The sequence below is a fragment of the Roseomonas marmotae genome, from assembly GCF_017654485.1.
GTDB lineage: Bacteria > Pseudomonadota > Alphaproteobacteria > Acetobacterales > Acetobacteraceae > Pseudoroseomonas > Pseudoroseomonas marmotae.
The window spans coordinates 1,947,324-1,965,180 of record NZ_CP061091.1 but is presented as its reverse complement, the minus strand read 5'-3'; the positions used below and the strand labels follow the sequence as shown (position 1 = coordinate 1,965,180).

The window sequence follows — 17,857 nt, the reverse complement described above, 5'->3', positions numbered from 1 at the left end:
AGCCAGACCATGAAGGGTATCGGCTTGCCGACTGACCTGCCTAACCTGCTCACGCTCTCCCGCATCGCGGCCATCCCGCTGCTGGTGCTGTTGGCATGCCTGCACACGCCCTGGGGCGATGCGGGCGCCTGCGCCGTCTTCTCGGCGGCCGCCATCACCGACTATTTCGATGGCAAGATCGCGCGGGACCGCAAGCTGGTCTCCGCCTTCGGGCGCATGCTGGACCCGATCGCGGACAAGCTGCTGGTCGGTGCCGCGCTGATGCTGCTGGCGGGGCTGGAGCGGCTCTCCCCCTGGGGGCTGCTGCCGGCCATCGTCATCCTGCTGCGGGAGATCCTGGTCTCCGGCCTGCGGGAATACCTGGCGGCCCTGGCCATCAGCCTGCCGGTGACGCGGCTGGCCAAGTGGAAGACCGGCTTCCAGATGGGCGCGCTGGGCACGCTGCTGGCCGGCGACACGGCGGCACGGGTGCTGGGACTCGGCTTCCTGCCCGTGAGCGCCATCGGGGAGGCGATGCTCTGGGTGGCCGCCGTGCTGACCCTCGTGACGGGCTGGGACTATCTCCGGGCCGGGCTGCGGCATGCCGAAGCGCAGGATATCTCGCGCGGCACCGCCCCCCGGCCGTAAGCAGCGCCGGATGCCCTTGAGGGCGGGGCATTCCGCACGCATGTTGGAAGCATAATCTCGATCAGGAGCGGAGCATGGGCGAGCCACGGAAGGTAGTGCGGATGGTGGCGGTCGGCGCGCTGGCGACGCTGGCCGCCTGCTCGGTCCGGCCGATCGAGCCCCCGGTGGACAGTCTCACCGTCGCACGTGTGATGGGCCAGCATGTCGAGGTGCCACCACTGCTACCGGAGCATGGCAGCGTCTGGCCGGCGACGGAGGATTCGCCCCGCGGCACCATCGGCAACCCCGATGTCGGGGTGCAGCCCAGCCAGCTGGAGGGCCAGGGCCGCAACCGCCAGTCCCGGCGGCGCGGCAGCACCACGCCGCCGGACCTGCTGATGACGCCCGAGCCGGCCCCTGACCTGCGCCTGGCCGACCCGCCGCCCGCACCTGCCCCGCTGAACCGGCGCCGCGCATTTCGCGATGGCTCGGTGATCCCCACCCCGCAGGGCCCGGCGATCACGACCGGCGGCGGCGCGGGCTACAGCACCTACACCACGCCGGGCGGCGGCAGCGGCATCGCCATCCCGCAGGGCGGCACCACCACGCTGCTCGATTCGGATGGCGGCGTGCGGCAAGTGCCGACGCCGCGCTGACGCCATGCAGGTGCTTTATTTCGCCTGGGTACGGCAACGCGTCGGCACCGGGGCCGAGGAGATCTCGCCACCGCCGGAGGTGACGGATGTCGGCGGGCTGATGCGCTGGCTGGCCAGCCGCAGCCCCGGCCATGCCAGTGCCTTCGCCGACCCCCGGCAGATCCGCGCCGCCGTGAACCAGGAGTTCTGCGGCCCGGACCATCCGCTGCGCCCGGGGGACGAGATCGCGTTCTTCCCGCCCGTGACGGGGGGCTGAGGCGCCATGGCCACCATCCGCGTGCAGGAGGCGCCCTTCGACCTGGCGGCTGAGACGGCGGTGCTGGCGGAAGGCCGTGTGGATGTCGGCGGCATCGCCAGCTTCCAGGGCCTCTGCCGCGCCGATGACGGGCTGGCGGCCCTGGTGCTGGAGCACTATCCCGGCATGACGGAGAAGGCCCTGGCCGGCATCGTGGCCGAGGCCGAGGCCCGCTGGCCGCTGACAGGCTGCACCGTTATCCACCGTGTCGGCCGTATTCTGCCGGGCGAGCCCATTGTCCTGGTGCTGGCCGCCAGCCGCCACCGCACCGCCGCACTCGAAGCCTGCGCCTTCCTGATCGACTGGCTGAAGACCGGCGCCCCCTTCTGGAAGCGCGAGGAATTCCCGGACGGCGACAGCCGCTGGGTGGAAGCCCGCGCCAGCGACGACGCCGCGGCGGCGAAATGGGGGTAAGAGCCGCGCTGGCCATCCTGCTGGCCGGCGTGATGCTGGTTTGGCCGGCTTTCCTGAACGGCTACCCCATCCTGTTCAGCGATACCGGCGCCTTCCTGGCGCAGACGGTGCAGCCGCTGATGATCTGGGACAAGCCCTGGATCTACGGCCCCGTGCTGCATGCCTTCCACTGGGGCGTGACGCTCTGGCTGCCGCTGCTGGCGCAGGGGCTGGTCCTCTCCCACCTGCTCTGGCTCTGCCAGCGGGTGCTGCGCGGGCAGGCCAGCGCGGGGCTGCATCTGCTGCTCTGCGCCGCCCTGGCGCTGCTGACCGCCCAGCCCTGGGTCACGGCGCTGCTGATGCCGGACGTGCTGACGCCGATGGCGGCACTCAGCCTTTTCCTGCTCGGGCTGGGGCGGGCTTCGCTCTCGCGGGGCGAGGCGGCTTACCTCACGATCCTGGCCGCACTGGCCATCGCGGCGCATCTTTCCAACCTGCCGCTGGCGGCGGCACTGCTGGTGGCGACGGCGCTGCTGGCACGCCGACTCTGGCCAGTTCTGCGGGTGGCGGCGCCGCTCGCCCTGGCGCTACTGCTGCTGCTCGGCACCAACTGGGCCGGACATGGGCGGCTCTCGGTCTCACCCTACGGCTCCACCTTCCTGCTGGCGCGGATGATCGGCGACGGAACCGCCGCCCGCACCATCGCCGCCCGCTGCCCGCAATCCGGCTGGTATCTCTGCTTCTGGTCCGGCCGCCTGCCTGCGGATAGCGACGATTTCCTCTGGCAGCCGGACAGCCCGCTGAACCGGGACGAGCTGGGCCGCCCCATCTTCCTGGGCGGTGTCCGGCTGGCGTCCGAGGCGCGGGAGATCGTGGCGGAGACCATCCGGCGTGAACCTTTCGGCGTCGCCTGGGCTGCGCTTCGCAACGCCGCGCATCAGCTCGTGCTGGTGGAGGTGGGGGATACGCTGGGGCGCGAGAACCTTGGCACGGCCGCGCGGCCGCGCATCGAGCAGGGTTTCGGCCCGGGCGAACTGGCACGCTATGACGCCTCGGCCCAGTCCAGGGATCTGCTGCGGGCCCGGGCAGCGCCTTTCCTCTGGCCGCATGGGCTGGTGCTGCTGGCCAGCGCGGCGGGGCTGGCCGTCATGGCCTGGGGGCGGCGCGGGCCGGCGCGGGCCTTCGCGCTGTGGATCTTCGTGGCGGTGGCCGCCAATGCCCTCGCCACCGGGGCGCTCTCCAAGCCGCATCACCGCTACCAGGCGCGCATCGCCTGGTTGATGCCGCTGGGGGTGGCGCTGCTGGCCATGCCGCGGCGGCAGGTGGAGGCGCCACCGCCCGCCGCCGTGCCGGGGTAGAGTGTTGCCGCCGGACCTTAGAGCCAGCCGGCCTTGCGGAAACGCAGGTAGAGCACAGCGCAGACCACCGCGATGACCACGAGCACGGTCGGGTACCCATAGGCCCAGTTCAGTTCGGGCATATGCTCGAAATTCATGCCGTAGATGCCGGCGATGGCCGTCGGTACCGCCAGCATGGCCGCCCAGGCCGCCAGCTTGCGCGTGACGATGCTCTGCTGCTGCTGCTCGATCAGCATCCCAACATCGAAGACCGAGCGCAGCACCTCCCGCAGCCCTCCGACCCGCGCCTCCACGCGCCGCACATGATCATTGATGTCGCGGAAATAGGGCCGCATCTCCGGGTCCACGCAGGGCAGATCCAGGTGCTCGAGCTTGGCGCTCATCTCCTGCATCGGCCCGAGCATGCGGCCAAAGCGTGTCAGGTGGCGGCGGTGACGGAAGATGCGGTGGATCTCGTCCTTGTCCAGCGGGCAGTCGAGGGAGCGGCTTTCCAGCGCCAGCACCTCCTCCTCGATCGCATCGATGATCGGGGCATAGCCATCGACGATGAAGTCCAGCACGCCGTGCAGCACGAAATCCACGCCGTGCTTCAGCCGTTCCGGCGAGGCCTCGAGCTGCTTCCGCAATTCGGTATGCGCGCGGGCCGAACCGTGGCGGACGGTGATGATGAAGTTCGGGCCAACGAAGATGGCGGTCTCGCCATAGCAGATTTCGTCACCCTCCAGCCGTGCGGTACGGGCGACGATGAAGAGCTGCTCCCCGTAGACCTCCAGCTTCGGGATCTGATGCGCCACGCGCGCATCCTCCACCGCCAGCGGATGCAGGCCGAAGCGTTGAGCCAGAGTGACGAGTTCATCCTCCTCCGGCTCGAACAACCCGATCCAGACGAACTCGCCATGCCGCAACAGCCATGGCGCCTCCGGCGGCTGGGACGGGTCCGGGACGGCATGGCCATCCCGGTAGATCGATGCGGCTACGACACTCATCCGCCGCGCTCCTCCGCTGGCGGCGCGTTCAGCCCGCCGCCTGGATCAACCTCTGCTCCACCCGGGCGCGGGTGATCAGGGGCAGGAAGAGCTTCAGCTCCGGCCCGTGCTCCTCGCCCGTCAGGGCTCGGCGCAGAGGCAGGAACAACGCTTTGCCCTTGCGGCCGGATGCAGCCCCCAGGGCGCGGGTCCAGCTTCCCCAGGTATTCTCGTCCCAGGGCTCAGGCGGCAGGCAGTCCAGCGCGGCGCGGAGGAATTCCGTCTCCTCCGGCTGCGACGCGATCTCGGGCTGGCCCTTCGCGATCTCGAACCAGTCCCGCGCCTCGGAGAGCAGGTCGAGATTGCCGCGCACCGCCAGCCAGAAGGCTTCGTCCGCCCCCTCCGGCAGCCGGTGGCGCACCTGCTCGAAGGAAAGGCCATGCAGGTAGCGGCGGTTCAGCGCCAGCAGCTGCGTCGGGTCGAAACGGGCCGAGCTGCGGGAAAGCTTCTCGAGCGAGAAGCCGGCCACCAGTTCCGCCGGCATGCCCGCCACCGGATCGGCCGAGGAGCCCAGCGCCGCCAGGTAGCCCGCCAGCGCCGCCGGCTCGATCCCGTCCCGCCGAAGCTGGCGCAGGCCCATGGAGCCGATGCGCTTGGAGAGCTGGCTGCCATCGGCATCCGTCAGCAGTGGCAGATGGGCGAAGTCCACCTGCCCCGGGCGCATGCCCAGCGCCTCCATGATGTCGATCTGCACGCCGGTATTGGTGACGTGGTCCTCGCCCCGGATGATGCCGGTGACGCCGGTCTCCAGGTCATCCACCACGGAGGTGAAGGTATAGAGGAAGGAGCCATCGGCGCGGATCAGCACGGGGTCCGAGATCGGCGGCAGCTTCACCTGGCGCCGGCCCAGCACGCCGTCATGCCATTCCATGATGCGGGTGGAGAGCTTGAAGCGCCAGTAGGGCTTCTTGCCATTGGCCAGGGCACGCTCCAGCTGCTCCGGCGTCATCTTCAGGGCGGCGCGGTCATAGACGGGCGGGCGGCCCTGCTTCTGCCGCTGCTCCCGCTTGAAGCGAAGCTCCTCCTCGCTCTCCAGGCAGGGATAGAGGCGGCCGGCGGCCTTCAGCTTCGCGGCCGCGGCCTCATAGGCGGGCAGCCGGTCCATCTGACGGAAGCTCTCGTCCCAGTCGAGGCCGAGCCAGCGCAGGTCTTCCTCGATCGCCGTCTCGTATTCCGGCTTCGATCGCTCCACGTCGGTATCGTCAAAGCGGAGAACGAAGGTGCCGGCGGCCTTGCGGGCCACCAGCCAGTTGGCCAGGGCAACGCGGGCATTGCCGACATGCAGGTAGCCCGTGGGGCTGGGGGCGAAGCGGAACTTCATTCCTCGTCTCCTCCCTCGGCGTCGTCTTCGTGCCTGCGGGGGTCCAGCACACGCCAGTTCCGCTCCTCGGCATCGGTCGCCTTCTTCGCGGCGAAGTCGCGGATCTCGGTGCCGCTGTTCCAGGCGGAACCGTCCTTGCTCACCACCTCGGCGTCCTCGCCGAAGGCGAACCAGGCGGCCAGCACCTCCTCGGCCGTCATGCCGGGGGCGCGGCAGCGCTCGATGCTGTCGCGGACATAGCGGCGGGCGAAGGCATTGGCCTGCGCCAGGGTGAGGAAGCCGCGGACGGTTTCCACCGGTTCCGCGCCATTGCCGCCGGAAAGGTCGCGGATGCGGACGGCGAAGCCGCCCTCGGGCGAGAAGAGGGAGTTATCGAAAGAACCGCTCATGGGATGAGGTCAGTGAATCCATTGGTCAGGGGATAGCGGCGGTCTCGCCCGAAGGCATGGCGGCCGAGCCTTACGCCCGGCATGGCTTGGCGTCGCTTGTACTCGGCCCGGTCCAGTAAGCGCCAGATCCGCGCCAGTGTAGCGCGGTCGAAGCCGCGCGTCGCCAGCGTCTCGACATCCAACCCTTCCTCTAACAGACCCCGCAGGGGCGGGTCGAGAGTCGCCAGGGGCGGCAGGTCGGACCAGGGCCTGGCAGCGGCCTCCGGCAGCGCCGGCGCGTCCGGCCCCAGGGCGCCCGCCGGGCGCTGCGCCTGCCGCCAGAGGGCGAGGTCCCGCACCTCGCTGGCCCAGAGTTCCTTGAGCAGAGAGAAGCCGCCAATGATGCCGTCGGAAAGGCCCTGGCCCAGCGCCAGCGCCGTGCGGTCATCGCTGGCCAGCGGCAGCGTGCCGGAGGTTCCGGCCAGCGCCATCAGCGCCGTGGCGCGGATGCGAGGCGGCAGCAGCGCCGCCGCCTCGCCCAGCATGGCACCGAAGCCCCGCAGGGCCGGGCCGATGGGAATGGCCTGGCAGTCCAGGCCCAGGCTGGCGGCGAAGGCCTGAGCTTCCTCCGCCCCCTCCCCCGGCAAAGGCAGCACCACGGTCCGCACCCGCCCCGCCCCCAGCGCATCCACGGCGCAGAGGGCGGTCAGCGCGGCACCCAGGCTGCCATTCAATTCGACCACCACGCCGGGGCAGCGGCGCTTTTCCAGGTAGTCCGACAGGCCCAGCATCATCGCCTGCCAGAGCTGCTCGGCCAGGTCCATGGGCGCGGGCAGCGGCTGCGGCGCGCAGGCCCAGCCATCCGGGCCGCGGCGCCATTCCGTCAGCGCCAGCGCCTGGGAGAAGAGCGGCTGGCGCCATGCCAGGGAGCGGTCGGCATTCAGCACGAAGCCGCCGCTGTCGAAGACCCATTCATCCTGGCCACCGGTCTGGCCCAGGGCGACCAGGGGCAGCCCCGTCTCCACCACCCGCGCCACGGCCGCATCGATCCTCCGCTCCGGGGCGCCGGGCCGGAAGGGGCTGGCATGGATGGCGAGCAGGATCTCGGCCCCGGTTTCCGCCAGGGTTTCGGGCACTTCCGGCTCCTGCCACTCCGCCCCCGCCATCAGCCCCAGGCGAAGGCCGCGGAAGGCCACCGGGCCGGGTGCCGGGCCAGGGTCGAAGGCCCCATCCGGTGGCGGCGCGTGCCGGGCGCGGCGGGCGACGACCTTGCCGCCCTCCAGCAGGAAGGCGGTGTCGTGCAGCCTGCCGTCCTCCGCCCAGGGGCCGCCGAGGATCAGCCCGGGGCCGCCATCGGCGGTTTCGGCGGCCAGTTCCGCCAGGGCGCAGGCGCAGTTGGCCTGGAAGGCGCGGTCGCGCGCCAGATCCTCGATCGGGAGGCCGCCGAGGGAGAATTCGGGCGTCACCAGCAGATCGGCGTCCAGCGCCGCCGCCTCGGCGCGCGCGGCGCGGATACGGGCGGCATTGGCGTTGACGGCGCCGGGATGCGGATTGAGCGGGGCGAGCGCGATGCGCAGCCGTTCGGTCATGATTTCCGTACCCTAGACCGGATCGCCCCCTGCCGGAACGGGGCCGTCATCACCGCCGCGCCACGCCCAACACCATGCCGGCCGAGACCAGCGCCACGCCGGCCAGCCCGGCCATGCCCAGCGGCTCGCCCAGCAGCGGCCAGGCCAGCAGCGCCGCCAGGGCCGGCGCCAGGGCGGTGATGGTGGTGGTGCGGGCCGGGCCCAGCAGGTTGACGGCGCGGGAGAAGAGGAAGCCCGCCACCACCACGGCCATGAGGCCGTGATAGACGAGCTGGAAACTCAGCACGCCCAGGGGCGCCTCGGCCATGCGGCTGGGCAGGAAGAGCCACCAGACCGGCAGGTAGAGCGGCGCTGGGTAAAGCGCCAGGACAAGGGTGGCCGTCATGGCCGGCACCCGCCAGTAGCGGATCAGCAGGGTGAAGCTGGCCCATGAGAAGCAGCCGATCAGGAAGATCAGGTCCCCCCGCCAGGCGCCGGGATGCGCTCCGAAGGTATCCGTCGCCAGCAGCCCAATGCCCAGTCCCACCACGCTCAGGGACAGCAGCTTCCGCGCATCCCAGCGCTCGCCCATGAACAGGGTGGCGAGGCCGGTGGTGACGAAGGGCAGCAGCCCCGTCATCAGCACCGCGCCATGGGAGGTCGGTGCGAAGCCGAAGCCGATATAGGAGGCAAAGGGGAAGCCGAAGGCCGCCCCCGCCAGCAGCGCCAGCGAGCGGCGGAAGGGCAGCCGTGGCCAGCCGAAGCGTGCCACCAGCACCAGCCCGACCAGGAAGGCGCCGGAGTAGCGCAGCGCCGCGACATCCCATGGCGTGAAGGGCTGCTGGGTGGAGAGGCGGGAAGCCAGCAGGAACCCGGCCCAGACCAGTGTGACGCCAAAGGCACAGGAGAGGCCGATTAGCGACTCCCGCGCGGCGAGAGGCGTCGAAGGGGCGGGAATCGCGTCGGGCATGGTGCAACCTATCCGGCCGGCCCCGGATTGCCCATGTCAGGGAACAGGCTGGTATCCGGGAAAATGGCAGGGGGACGACAGACTCGGGTCTTGGCCCTTGCGGTGCTATTTCGCGGCGCGATATCGATATCTAGGTGGTGGATTTCTCCGCTGGCCCAAGCAGAGGTATCCCGCACCGCTCCAACCAGGAAGGAGGTGCCACGATGTCCGGCCTGCACACCGTAGACCGAGACCGTTCCGCCAATCCGCTGGACGTCCTGGAACAGATCGTCACAGCGAATGAATGGGTCTTCGAGCGCCGCTCCGACGGCGAAATGGCGGCTGAGGCACCCGGTAAATGGTGCAACTACGGCATGTTCTTCTGTTGGTCGAAGGACATCAGCGCCATGCATTTCACCTGTGCCTTCGACCTGAAGGTGCCTGCCGGGCACCGCCAGAAGCTTTACGAATTGCTGGCTTTGGCCAATGAGAGGCTGTGGATCGGCCATTTCGGGATTGACCACGAGGATGGCGGGCCGGTCTTCCGCCATGCCGTGTTGCTGCGCGGCGCCCGTGGTGCCAGCGCCGAGAGCCTTGAGGACATGATGGATATCGCCCTGACTGAGTGCGAGCGTTTCTACCCGGCCTTCCAGTTCGTCCTCTGGGGCGGCAAGTCGCCGGCCGAGGCGCTGGAAGCGGCCATGCTGGACTGCGTGGGCGAGGCATGAGCCAGCAGGTTCTGCCGCCGCTTCTGCTGGTCGGCTGCGGCAAGATGGGCGGCGCCATGCTGGAAGGCTGGCTGGAGCGCGGCGTGGAGCAGGTGGTGGTGGTGGAGCCCTATCCCGCCGCCACCGCCGCCTTCGCCGGCCGCGTGACGGTCTGCGACAGCGTGGAGAAGGTGCCGGCGGGGTTCGCCCCCGCCGCTGTCATCCTGGCCACCAAGCCGCAGCAGGCGGATGGTGCCCTGCCGGGCTATGAGCGTTTCGCCGGTGGCGGGGCGCTGTTCATCTCCATCATGGCGGGCAAGACCGTCAGCGGCATCACCGCCGCCCTGGGTGGTGGCGCGCGGGTGGTGCGGGCCATGCCGAATACGCCGGCCGCCGTGCGCCAGGGCTTCACCTGTGCCTTCGCCGGGCCCGGTGTGTCGGATGCGCAGAAATCCCTGGCCGATACCCTGCTCTCCGCCGTGGGCGAGGTCGCCTGGCTGGAGGAGGAAGGGTTGATCGACCCCGTCACCGCCGTTTCCGGCGGCGGGCCGGCCTATGTCTTCCTGCTGGCCGAGGTGCTTGAAAAGGCCGCCATCAGCCAGGGCCTGCCACCCGATCTGGCGCGGCGGATGGCGCGGCGCACCGTCTCCGGCTCAGGCGCCCTGCTGGCGGCCAGCGAGCTGGATGCCTCCCAGCTCCGCATCAACGTCACCAGCCCCAAGGGAACGACCGAGCGGGCGCTGAACGTGCTGATGGCCCCCGATGCCTGGCCGAAGCTGATGGAGGAGGCGATCGCCGCCGCCACCGCCCGCTCCCGCGAGCTGGCCGGCTGATGGCCCGCCCCTGGTCAAACCGCGCCACAGCCCCAACCTGCCGAGCATGAGCGACAGCACCTCAGCCATTCTCCCCTCCCTCCCCGATTCCACCCTCTTCGAGGCCTTCTGGAAGCTGGTGGCCGATCAGGGCTGGCAGCGCCTGACGATGCAGGCCCTGGCGGCGGAGGCCGGCATCACCCTGGCGGAACTGCGCGACCGCGTGCCGCACAAGGGCGCCCTGCCGCTTCTCTTCATGAAGGCGGTGGACCGGGACGTGCTGCGGGACGTGCCGGCGACGCCCATGGGCTCGGCACGGGACCGGCTTTTCGACGTGCTGATGCGCCGGATCGACGCCTTGCAGCCGCATCGCGCCGGCGTCATCCGCATGGGGCGGGAGATGCGGACCGATCCGCTGCTCACGCTGATGCTGATGCCGCAGCTGATGGCTTCCATGTCCTGGATGCTGGAAGCGGCGGGCATCGGCACCAGCGGCATCGGCGGCACGCTGCGCGTGAAAGGGCTCTGCGGCGTCTGGATCGCGACCCTGCGGGCCTGGGAACAGGATGAGGGCGCGGATCTCGGCCACACCATGGCGGCGCTGGACCGGGCATTGGACCGGGCGGGGCAACTCGCCCGCACCTTGCACCTGGATACCAGCGAAACGGAGCCCGCGGGGCCGCTGCCCGAGGGACCATGAGCCGGGCGTGAGGGCGCGTGGACGTCACGGCATTTTATTCCTTTTCCGGCTCTGACGGCGTTAAGCTGCGGTGAAGTCCAAGAAAGGAACGTGAATGCCGGACGAGCCGAAACCAGCACCGGAGAAGGACCTGATGCGCCTGCTCTCTGATTTCCGGCTGCCGACCATGCCGGATGTGGAGAGCCTGGCCGCAGCGCAGCGCCGGAACTTCGAGGCCCTCTCCGCCGCCAATCGCATCGCGCTGGAAGGCGCGCAGACGGTGGCGCGGCGGCACATGGAAATCCTGCAGCAGTCGATGACGGAAATGACGGACGCGGTACGCTCCGCATCCGTCACCGGCTCGCCCCAGGATAAGGCGGCCAGCCAGGCGGAAATGCTGAAGGCCTCCTACGCCCGTGCCGTCAACAACATCCAGGAACTGGCCGACCTCATCCAGAAGTCGAACAGCGAGGCGCTGGCTCTGCTGAACCGCCGCTTCGCCGAGGCGATGGACGAGGTGAAAGGGTTGATCGCCAAGAGCGGCGACAACAACAACCGCCCACCCCAGGCCTGATCAGGCCGGCAGCCGGATCCGTGCGCGCAGCCCGCCCAGCGGGCTGCCTTCCAGCAGGACATCCCCGCCATGGGCCCGCGCGATGTCGCGGGAGATGGCGAGCCCCAGACCTGTGCCACCGGCTGAGAAGCTGGCGAAGGGGCGGAAGGCCTCCTCCCGCGCCGCCTCCGGGATGCCGGGGCCGTCGTCATCCACCGTGATCTCCACCCAGCGCGTCTGCCGCCGCTCGCTCTCCGCCAGCGGCAACTCCCGCAGGGAGATGACGATGCGGGCGGCATGGCGGCGGGCATTGTCCAGCAGGTTGCCCAGGCAGCGCCGCAGCGCATCCACCCGCAGCGGCAGCACCAGGGAGGCCGGCGCCTCCACCGACAGTTCCGCGCCATCCTTCGGCGCCTTGGCCGCGACTTCCCGCACCAGCTCGGCCAGGTCGGCGGGCTGGGACTGCTCCGTTCCTTCCCCGCGCGCGAAGGCCAGGTAGGTGGCGATCAGCCGCTCCATCTCCGCCACATCCTCGCCCATGGCGGCGGCGTCCTCCTCCGTGCCGGGCGGCAGCATGGCCAGGCCCAGGCGCAGCCGCGTCAGCGGCGTGCGGAGGTCGTGGCTGATGCCGGCCAGCATATCCGTGCGCTGGTTGATGAAGCGGCGGATGCGCCCCTGCATCTGGTTGAAGGCAGCGGCTGCCTGCCGCACCTCGGCAGCGCCTTCCGGCTTGATGGGCCCGTGCTGGCGGCCGATGCCGAAGGCCTCCGCCGCGCTGGCCAGCCGGCGGATGGCACGCACCTGATTCTTCATGAACAGCGCCGCCACCAGGAAGAGCAGGAGGGAGGTGCCCACCATCCAGATGACGAAAAGATAAAGCGTGCCGAAGAAGAGCCGCTTCCTCGGCGCCTCCACATGCAGCACGCCATTGGGCAGCTGCACGCGGATGATGACGCTGCGCGGGTCGCTCTGCCAGTCCGTGTCGAAGGGCAAGCGCACGCGCTCCACCATCGCCTGCACCAGATCCTCCTCCAGCGGCAGGATCGGCAGCCAGCTTGGCCGGTTGCCGCTGCTGGCAAGGCTCGCGCCGCGCTCGAAGGCCAGGGAAAGGTCGAAGCGCCAGGCGGCCTCGTGGAAGATCCAGCTCCGGTTCTCCTCGCCCGGGAAGCGGGTCAGGAGTTCCGTCACCATGCCGATATCGCCGGCCACGCCGCCTGCCAGGCGGCGGGAGATGACGTCCAGATGCCCGCCATAGAACAGCTGCAGGGCCACGCCCTGGAGGATCAGCAGCGGCAGCAGGATGATCAGCAGCGCCCGTCCCAGCAGGCCGCGCGGCAGCAGTCCGCGAATCAGGCGGGCCAGGCGTTTCATCGCGCCTCAGGCCCCCGGGCGAAGTACATAGCCACGGTGGCGGATGGTCTGCAGGAAGCGCGGTTCGCGCGGGTCCGGCTCGATCTTGCGGCGCAGGCGCGTGACCTGGACATCCACAGCGCGCTCCCCCGCCTCGGGGGTGCCCAGGGCGGCGGCGATCTCCTCCCGCGTCAGGACCTCGCCCGCGCGGCGGGCCAGGGCGGAAAGCAGCGCGGCCTCCCCCCCGGTCAGGCGCTGCGTGCCGTCCTGCCCGCGCAGCTCCCCCCGCTCCGGGTCGAACCAGCGGGCGCCCAGTTGCACCGGGGCCAGCGGCAGCGTGGCCGGCAGGGCCGGCGCCGCGCGCTTGAGGATGGTGCGGATACGCAGCGCCAGCTCACGCGGGTCGAAGGGCTTGGCCAGGTAGTCGTCTGCGCCGCGCTCAAACCCGGCGATGCGATCATCGGGGGCGCCGGCGGCCGTCAGCATCAGGATCGGCACCTCATGCCCGTCGCGGCGCAGGCTCTCGGTCAGGTCCAGCCCGCTCTCGCCCGGCATCATCACGTCCAGCACGATCAGGTCGAAAGCCATGCTGGCCAGGGACTGGCGTGCCGCGGCGGCATCGGCGGCGCCGGTCACACGGAAACCCTGCTCCGAGAGGAAGCGCTGCAGAAGGTTCCGCAGCCGGGCATCATCGTCGACAACCAGCAGATGGGCGTGCTCCATCAGGCGGCGCTCTCCGGGGAGGGCGCCTGATGCGCCCGGTCCAGCTGTGCCCGCGCCTCCGGCCCCATCAATCCGCGCATGACGCGGCGGAAGCCCTCCACCGCCACCGGACCGGCCTCGCGATAGGCACGCATCAGCCATTCCCGCTGCCGCTCGAAGAGCCGCCGCTCCAGCTCCTGGCCCTTGGGAGTCAGGGAGAGCAGGCGCTGGCGCCGGTCGTTTCGCCCGGGCACCTGCATCACATAACCCTCCTCGATCAGGGGGTTCAGCACGCGGCCCAGCGACTGCTTGGTGATGCCGAGGATGGTCAGCAGCTCCCCTACCGTGATGCCGGGACGGCGGCCCACGAAATGCAGCACGCGATGATGGGCCCGGCCCATGCCCATATCCACCAGGATAGCGTCCGGGCCGGCGGTGAAATCCCGGTAGCCGAAGAACAGCAGGTTCTGCGCCAGGCGCAGCTCCTCCTCCCGCAGGAAGAGAAGCTGGCGGCCGGCGCCGACGGGCTTGTTGCCCCCGGGGAGGGTGTCTGTCGCTTCCGGCATCGCTGTCATGCTCGCCTGTTGGGTCAGCTTCGTTGACACTTAAGGGAATGGAGTTCTAGCGTATGCCCATTACACGCAATGATATTGCGCGAACAAGCTTCCAAGGATTGCACACATGGCTTTGGTTCCTTTTGACGACCGCGACGGCTGGATCTGGTTCGACGGGGAGATGGTCCCCTGGCGCGATGCCAAGCTGCATGTCCTGACGCATGGCCTGCATTATGCCAGCGGCGTCTTCGAAGGCGAACGGGCCTATGAGGGCAATATCTTCAAGCTGCGCGAGCATACGGACCGCCTGATCGCCTCCGGCAAGATCCTGGGCTTCGACATCCCCTGGACTGCCGATGAAATCGATGCGGCCTGCATCGAGGTGCTGCAGAAGAACAACTTCACCAATGCCTATCTGCGCCCTATCGCCTATCGCGGGTCGGAGATGCTGGCGGTTTCCGCCCAGCATACCAAGATCCATCTGGCGATCGCCGCCTGGGCATGGCCGAACCTCTTCGGCGACAACCGCATGAAGGGCGTCCGCCTGGGCATGGCGCAGTGGCGCCGCCCGGCGCCGGATACCGCGCCGACCGCCAGCAAGGCCGCCGGCCTCTACATGATCGGCACCCTCTCCAAGCATCAGGCCGAGGCCGAGGGCTTCGACGACGCGCTGATGCTCGATTTCAAGGGCGACGTGGCCGAGGCAACCGGCGCCAATGCCTTCTTCGTCTTCAATGGCGAGGTGCATACGCCGACCCCCATCTGCTTCCTGGACGGCATCACCCGCCGCACCGTCATGAAGCTGGCGAAGAACCGGCAGATGAAAGTGGTGGAGCGCACCATCCGCGCGGATGAGCTGAAGGACGCCACCGAGGTTTTCCTGGCCGGCACCGCGGCCGAGGTGACGCCGGTCCGCGCCATCGGCGACCATAGCTATACCCCCGGCACGATCACCGAGACGCTGCTGAAGGATTACGAGGCGCTGGTGCGCATGAGCCCGGACGAGGTGGCCCGGCGGGTCGCCTGACCCGGCGCGATCCTGGAAGATGTGGCGAAGGGGCCTCCGGGTCCCTTTTCCATGCCCGGCGGCAGCCCGCCTTTCTGGCAATGGCACCCCTGCGCCGCTCCGGCTTGACCTGACCCACCTTCCGCCTCACTCCCGGGCGGGCCAAGATGCGGCGGCTCCGGCAGACGGGGGGAGAAGCAGTCGAGATGACCTGGGACGATACCAGCGCGAGGGCCGCCCTACGGCGCCTCTTCGAGACCGGCATCCGCGCAGCCGATCCCCGCACCATCCTGGCCCGGCACCTGCCTGAGCGGCCACGCGGCCGCGTCATGGTGGTGGGCGCCGGCAAATCGGCCTCCGTCATGGCGGCGGCGGTCGAGGCCGCCTGGCCCGATGCCGATCTCTCCGGCCTCGTCGTGACCCGCTATGACCATGCCGTGCCCACCAGCCGGATCGAGACAGTCGAGGCCAGCCACCCCGTGCCCGACGCGGCCGGCGAGGCGGCGGCGCGGCGCATCCTCTCCCTGGTGCAGGGCCTGGGCGAGGATGACCTCGTCCTCGCGCTGATCTCCGGGGGCGGCTCGGCGCTGATGGCCCTGCCCGATGGCGGGCTGACGCTGGAGGACAAGCAGGCCGTCAACCGCGCCCTGCTGGCCTCGGGCGCCAGCATCCAGGAGATGAACTGCGTCCGCCGCCACCTCTCCGCCATCAAGGGTGGACGGCTCGCGGCAGCGGCGCATCCGGCGCGGGTGTTCACGCTGGCCATTTCCGACGTGCCGGGGGACGACCCGGCGGTTATCGCCTCCGGCCCCACCGTGCCGGACCCCACCAGCTTCGCCGATGCCCAGGCCATCATCGCCCGCTATGAGGTGGAGACGCCGGCCGCCGTGGCCGCGCACCTGGCCGCCATGGCCGATGAGACGCCCAAGCCCGGTGATCCGCGCCTGGCCCGCGCCGAGTTCCGCATGATCGCCGCCCCGCAGATGGCGATGGAAGCGGTGGCCGAGGAAGCCCGCGCCATGGGCCTTCAGCCCCTCCTGCTCGGTGATTCGCTGGAAGGCGAGGCGGCGGTGGTCGGCACCGTGCTGGCCGGCATCACCCGCAGCGTGCGTGCCCATGGCCACCCCCTGCCCGCCCCCTGCCTGCTGGTCTCGGGCGGGGAGACGACGGTGACCATCCGCCCCGGCACGCCCAAGGGCGGGCGCGGCGGCCGCAACTCGGAATGCCTGCTGGGCTTTACCCTGGCCACGGGCGGCGCCGCGGGCATCTGGGCGCTGATGGGTGACACCGACGGTATCGATGGTTCGGAGGACAATGCCGGCGCCATCGCCACCCCGGATACCTTGGCCCGCGCCCGTGCCGCCGGACTGGACGCCCATGCGGCCTTGTCTTCACACGACAGTTATGGGCTCTTCGCTACCCTGGGCGACACCGTCAATACGGGGCCGACGCTGACCAACGTGAACGATCTGCGCCTGGTTCTGATCGCCCCATCCGCGTAGCTAAAAGGGATACTGCCTTGCCCCCGCGCATTCCGCTCCGTCGCCGTCGCCGCACCAAGATCGTCGCCACGCTGGGTCCGGCAAGCTCCACGCCCGAGGTGATCGAGCGGCTCTACCGCACCGGCGCCGATGTCTTCCGGCTGAACTTCAGCCATGGCAGCCATGAGGACCACGCGGCCCGCATCAGCATCATCCGGGCGCTGGAGAAGAAGGTGGGGCGGCCCATCGGCATCCTGGCCGATGTGCAGGGCCCGAAGCTTCGGGTCGGGCGCTTCCAGGCCGGGCGGGTGCAGTTGCAGGCCGGGCAGAGCTTCCGCCTCGACATGAGCGCGACGCCCGGCGACGTGCGCCGGGTGCAGCTGCCGCACCCCGAGATCATCGAGGCCGCGCGCATCGGCACCACGCTGCTGCTGGATGACGGCAAGCTGCGCCTGCGCGTGGTGCACAAGCGCGACGACCACCTGGAGACCGAGATCCTGGTCGGCGGCGCGCTGTCGGACCGCAAGGGCGTGAACGTGCCGGATGTGGCGCTGAACATCCCCGCGCTGACGGAAAAGGACCGCGCGGACCTCGACTTCGTGCTGCCGCTGGGCATCGAGTATATCGGCCTCTCCTTCGTGCAGCGGCCGGAGGACGTGGCGGAGACCCAGGCCATCGCCGATGGCCGCGCCTGGGTGATGGTGAAGATGGAGAAGCCCCAGGCGGTCGAGAATCTCGACGGCATCCTGGCGCTGGCCGATGCCGTCATGGTGGCGCGCGGCGACCTGGGCGTGGAGATGCCGCCCGAGGAAGTGCCGCTGATCCAGAAGCGCATGGTCCGCGCGGCGCGGGAGCTGGGCAAGCCCGTGGTGGTGGCCACGCAGATGCTGGAGAGCATGATCAGCGCGCCCTCCCCCACCCGCGCCGAGGCCTCGGACGTCGCCACGGCGGTCTTCGACGGCGCCGACGCGGTGATGCTTTCGGCCGAGACCGCGGCGGGGCAATACCCCTTCGAGGCCGTGAACATGATGGACCGCATCCTCTCCCGCGTGGAGCAGGACAGCGGCTGGCGGCAGCTGACCGACGCGGCGCGGCCCGCGCCATTGAAGACCTCGGCCGGCGCCATTTCCACCGCGGCGCGGCAGGTGGCGGAGACGATCGACGCCAAGGTCATCGCCACCTTCTCCGCCACCGGCTCCACCACGCTGCGCGTGGCGCGGGAGCGGCCGGGCAGCCCGATCCTGGGCCTGACCAGCAGCGAAGCCGTGGCGCGGCGCATGGCGGTGGTCTGGGGCGTGCACCCCATGACCTCGCAGGAGCCGAACAGCATGACGGACATGGTCACCAAGGCCGTCCGCGCAGCCGCGCTGGAAGGCTTCGCCGAAAGCGGGGATGAGATCGTGGTGACAGCCGGGGTACCCTTCGGCACCCCCGGCACGACCAATGCGCTGCGGGTGGCGGCGCTGAAGTAGCG

Annotated in this window: 20 protein-coding genes; 12 read left to right on the top strand and 8 right to left on the bottom strand. The window is 70.1% G+C overall.

Annotation, left to right across the window (positions count from 1 at the left end):
• The first annotated feature begins 24 nt into the window (after window positions 1-24).
• From pgsA to IAI58_RS09275, 5 genes are all read left to right on the top strand, one after another.
• A complete protein-coding gene (gene pgsA / locus IAI58_RS09295) occupies window positions 25-627 on the top strand; it encodes a CDP-diacylglycerol--glycerol-3-phosphate 3-phosphatidyltransferase (RefSeq protein WP_207449582.1) in 603 nt (200 codons plus the stop codon).
• A 74-nt stretch (window positions 628-701) separates the two neighbouring features.
• Complete coding sequence (locus tag IAI58_RS09290) at window positions 702-1,262, top strand: hypothetical protein (protein ID WP_207449488.1); 561 nt, start codon at window positions 702-704, stop codon at window positions 1,260-1,262.
• 4 nt (window positions 1,263-1,266) lie between these two features.
• The gene (gene moaD / locus IAI58_RS09285; protein WP_207449490.1) at window positions 1,267-1,518 is read left to right on the top strand and encodes a molybdopterin converting factor subunit 1; all 252 of its coding nucleotides are present in this window, start codon (window positions 1,267-1,269) and stop codon (window positions 1,516-1,518) included.
• Window positions 1,519-1,524: 6 nt separating this feature from the next.
• Window positions 1,525-1,971, top strand: coding sequence for a molybdenum cofactor biosynthesis protein MoaE (locus IAI58_RS09280; protein WP_207449492.1), 447 nt, complete (start codon window positions 1,525-1,527; stop codon window positions 1,969-1,971).
• Window positions 1,962-3,308, top strand: a complete 1,347-nt coding sequence (locus IAI58_RS09275) for a hypothetical protein (protein WP_207449494.1) — start codon at window positions 1,962-1,964, stop codon at window positions 3,306-3,308. The genes IAI58_RS09280 and IAI58_RS09275 overlap by 10 nt, the downstream gene beginning before the upstream one ends.
• A 17-nt stretch (window positions 3,309-3,325) precedes the next feature.
• Here the strand turns inward: IAI58_RS09275 and IAI58_RS09270 are convergent, their stop codons facing one another.
• From IAI58_RS09270 to IAI58_RS09250, 5 genes are read right to left on the bottom strand one after another with little or no spacing between them, the layout of a single operon-like run.
• On the bottom strand, window positions 3,326-4,294 hold the full coding sequence (locus tag IAI58_RS09270) for a magnesium and cobalt transport protein CorA (protein ID WP_207449496.1): 969 nt from the start codon (window positions 4,292-4,294) through the stop codon (window positions 3,326-3,328).
• Between the two features lie 28 nt (window positions 4,295-4,322).
• Complete coding sequence (gene gltX / locus IAI58_RS09265) at window positions 4,323-5,654, bottom strand: glutamate--tRNA ligase (RefSeq protein ID WP_207449498.1); 1,332 nt, start codon at window positions 5,652-5,654, stop codon at window positions 4,323-4,325.
• The gene (locus IAI58_RS09260; RefSeq protein ID WP_207449500.1) at window positions 5,651-6,043 is read right to left on the bottom strand and encodes a hypothetical protein; all 393 of its coding nucleotides are present in this window, start codon (window positions 6,041-6,043) and stop codon (window positions 5,651-5,653) included. Before IAI58_RS09260 ends, gltX begins: the two co-directional genes overlap by 4 nt.
• Window positions 6,040-7,611 carry a nitrilase-related carbon-nitrogen hydrolase gene (locus IAI58_RS09255; protein ID WP_207449508.1) on the bottom strand — a complete coding sequence of 524 codons (1,572 nt, stop codon included), beginning with the start codon at window positions 7,609-7,611 and terminating at the stop codon, window positions 6,040-6,042. The genes IAI58_RS09260 and IAI58_RS09255 overlap by 4 nt, the downstream gene beginning before the upstream one ends.
• 49 nt (window positions 7,612-7,660) lie before the next feature.
• Entirely contained in the window at window positions 7,661-8,560 is a 900-nt protein-coding gene (locus IAI58_RS09250; protein ID WP_207449510.1) for a DMT family transporter, read from the bottom strand.
• A 203-nt stretch (window positions 8,561-8,763) separates the two neighbouring features.
• Between IAI58_RS09250 and IAI58_RS09245 the strand changes: the two genes are divergently transcribed.
• From IAI58_RS09245 to IAI58_RS09230, 4 genes are all read left to right on the top strand, one after another.
• Complete coding sequence (locus tag IAI58_RS09245) at window positions 8,764-9,267, top strand: type III secretion system chaperone family protein (RefSeq protein WP_207449512.1); 504 nt, start codon at window positions 8,764-8,766, stop codon at window positions 9,265-9,267.
• Window positions 9,264-10,079: a pyrroline-5-carboxylate reductase gene (gene proC, locus IAI58_RS09240; protein WP_207449514.1), complete on the top strand. Its 816-nt coding sequence runs from the start codon at window positions 9,264-9,266 to the stop codon at window positions 10,077-10,079. The genes IAI58_RS09245 and proC overlap by 4 nt, the downstream gene beginning before the upstream one ends.
• Window positions 10,080-10,125: 46 nt before the next feature.
• Window positions 10,126-10,758, top strand: coding sequence for a TetR family transcriptional regulator (locus tag IAI58_RS09235; RefSeq protein WP_207449516.1), 633 nt, complete (start codon window positions 10,126-10,128; stop codon window positions 10,756-10,758).
• Window positions 10,759-10,852: 94 nt separating this feature from the next.
• On the top strand, window positions 10,853-11,311 hold the full coding sequence (locus IAI58_RS09230) for a phasin family protein (protein ID WP_207449524.1): 459 nt from the start codon (window positions 10,853-10,855) through the stop codon (window positions 11,309-11,311).
• Here IAI58_RS09230 and IAI58_RS09225 read toward each other — a convergent pair whose 3' ends face one another.
• From IAI58_RS09225 to IAI58_RS09215, 3 genes are read right to left on the bottom strand one after another with little or no spacing between them, the layout of a single operon-like run.
• Window positions 11,312-12,661, bottom strand: a complete 1,350-nt coding sequence (locus IAI58_RS09225; RefSeq protein ID WP_207449526.1) for an ATP-binding protein — start codon at window positions 12,659-12,661, stop codon at window positions 11,312-11,314.
• 6 nt (window positions 12,662-12,667) lie between these two features.
• Window positions 12,668-13,363, bottom strand: a complete 696-nt coding sequence (locus IAI58_RS09220; protein WP_207449528.1) for a response regulator — start codon at window positions 13,361-13,363, stop codon at window positions 12,668-12,670.
• Window positions 13,363-13,908: a MarR family winged helix-turn-helix transcriptional regulator gene (locus IAI58_RS09215; RefSeq protein WP_207449530.1), complete on the bottom strand. Its 546-nt coding sequence runs from the start codon at window positions 13,906-13,908 to the stop codon at window positions 13,363-13,365. Before IAI58_RS09215 ends, IAI58_RS09220 begins: the two co-directional genes overlap by 1 nt.
• 115 nt (window positions 13,909-14,023) lie before the next feature.
• On the opposite strand from IAI58_RS09215, the gene IAI58_RS09210 reads away from it, so the two are divergent.
• The 3 genes from IAI58_RS09210 to pyk all read left to right on the top strand — a co-directional run bounded on the left by IAI58_RS09210 (window position 14,024) and on the right by pyk (window position 17,855).
• A complete protein-coding gene (locus IAI58_RS09210; RefSeq protein WP_207449532.1) occupies window positions 14,024-14,923 on the top strand; it encodes a branched-chain amino acid aminotransferase in 900 nt (299 codons plus the stop codon).
• 185 nt (window positions 14,924-15,108) lie between these two features.
• Window positions 15,109-16,404 (top strand): glycerate kinase type-2 family protein, encoded by a 1,296-nt coding sequence (locus IAI58_RS09205; RefSeq protein WP_207449534.1) that lies wholly within the window; start codon window positions 15,109-15,111, stop codon window positions 16,402-16,404.
• Between the two features lie 17 nt (window positions 16,405-16,421).
• The gene (gene pyk / locus IAI58_RS09200) at window positions 16,422-17,855 is read left to right on the top strand and encodes a pyruvate kinase (RefSeq protein WP_207449536.1); all 1,434 of its coding nucleotides are present in this window, start codon (window positions 16,422-16,424) and stop codon (window positions 17,853-17,855) included.
• The last annotated feature ends 2 nt before the right edge of the window (window positions 17,856-17,857 follow it).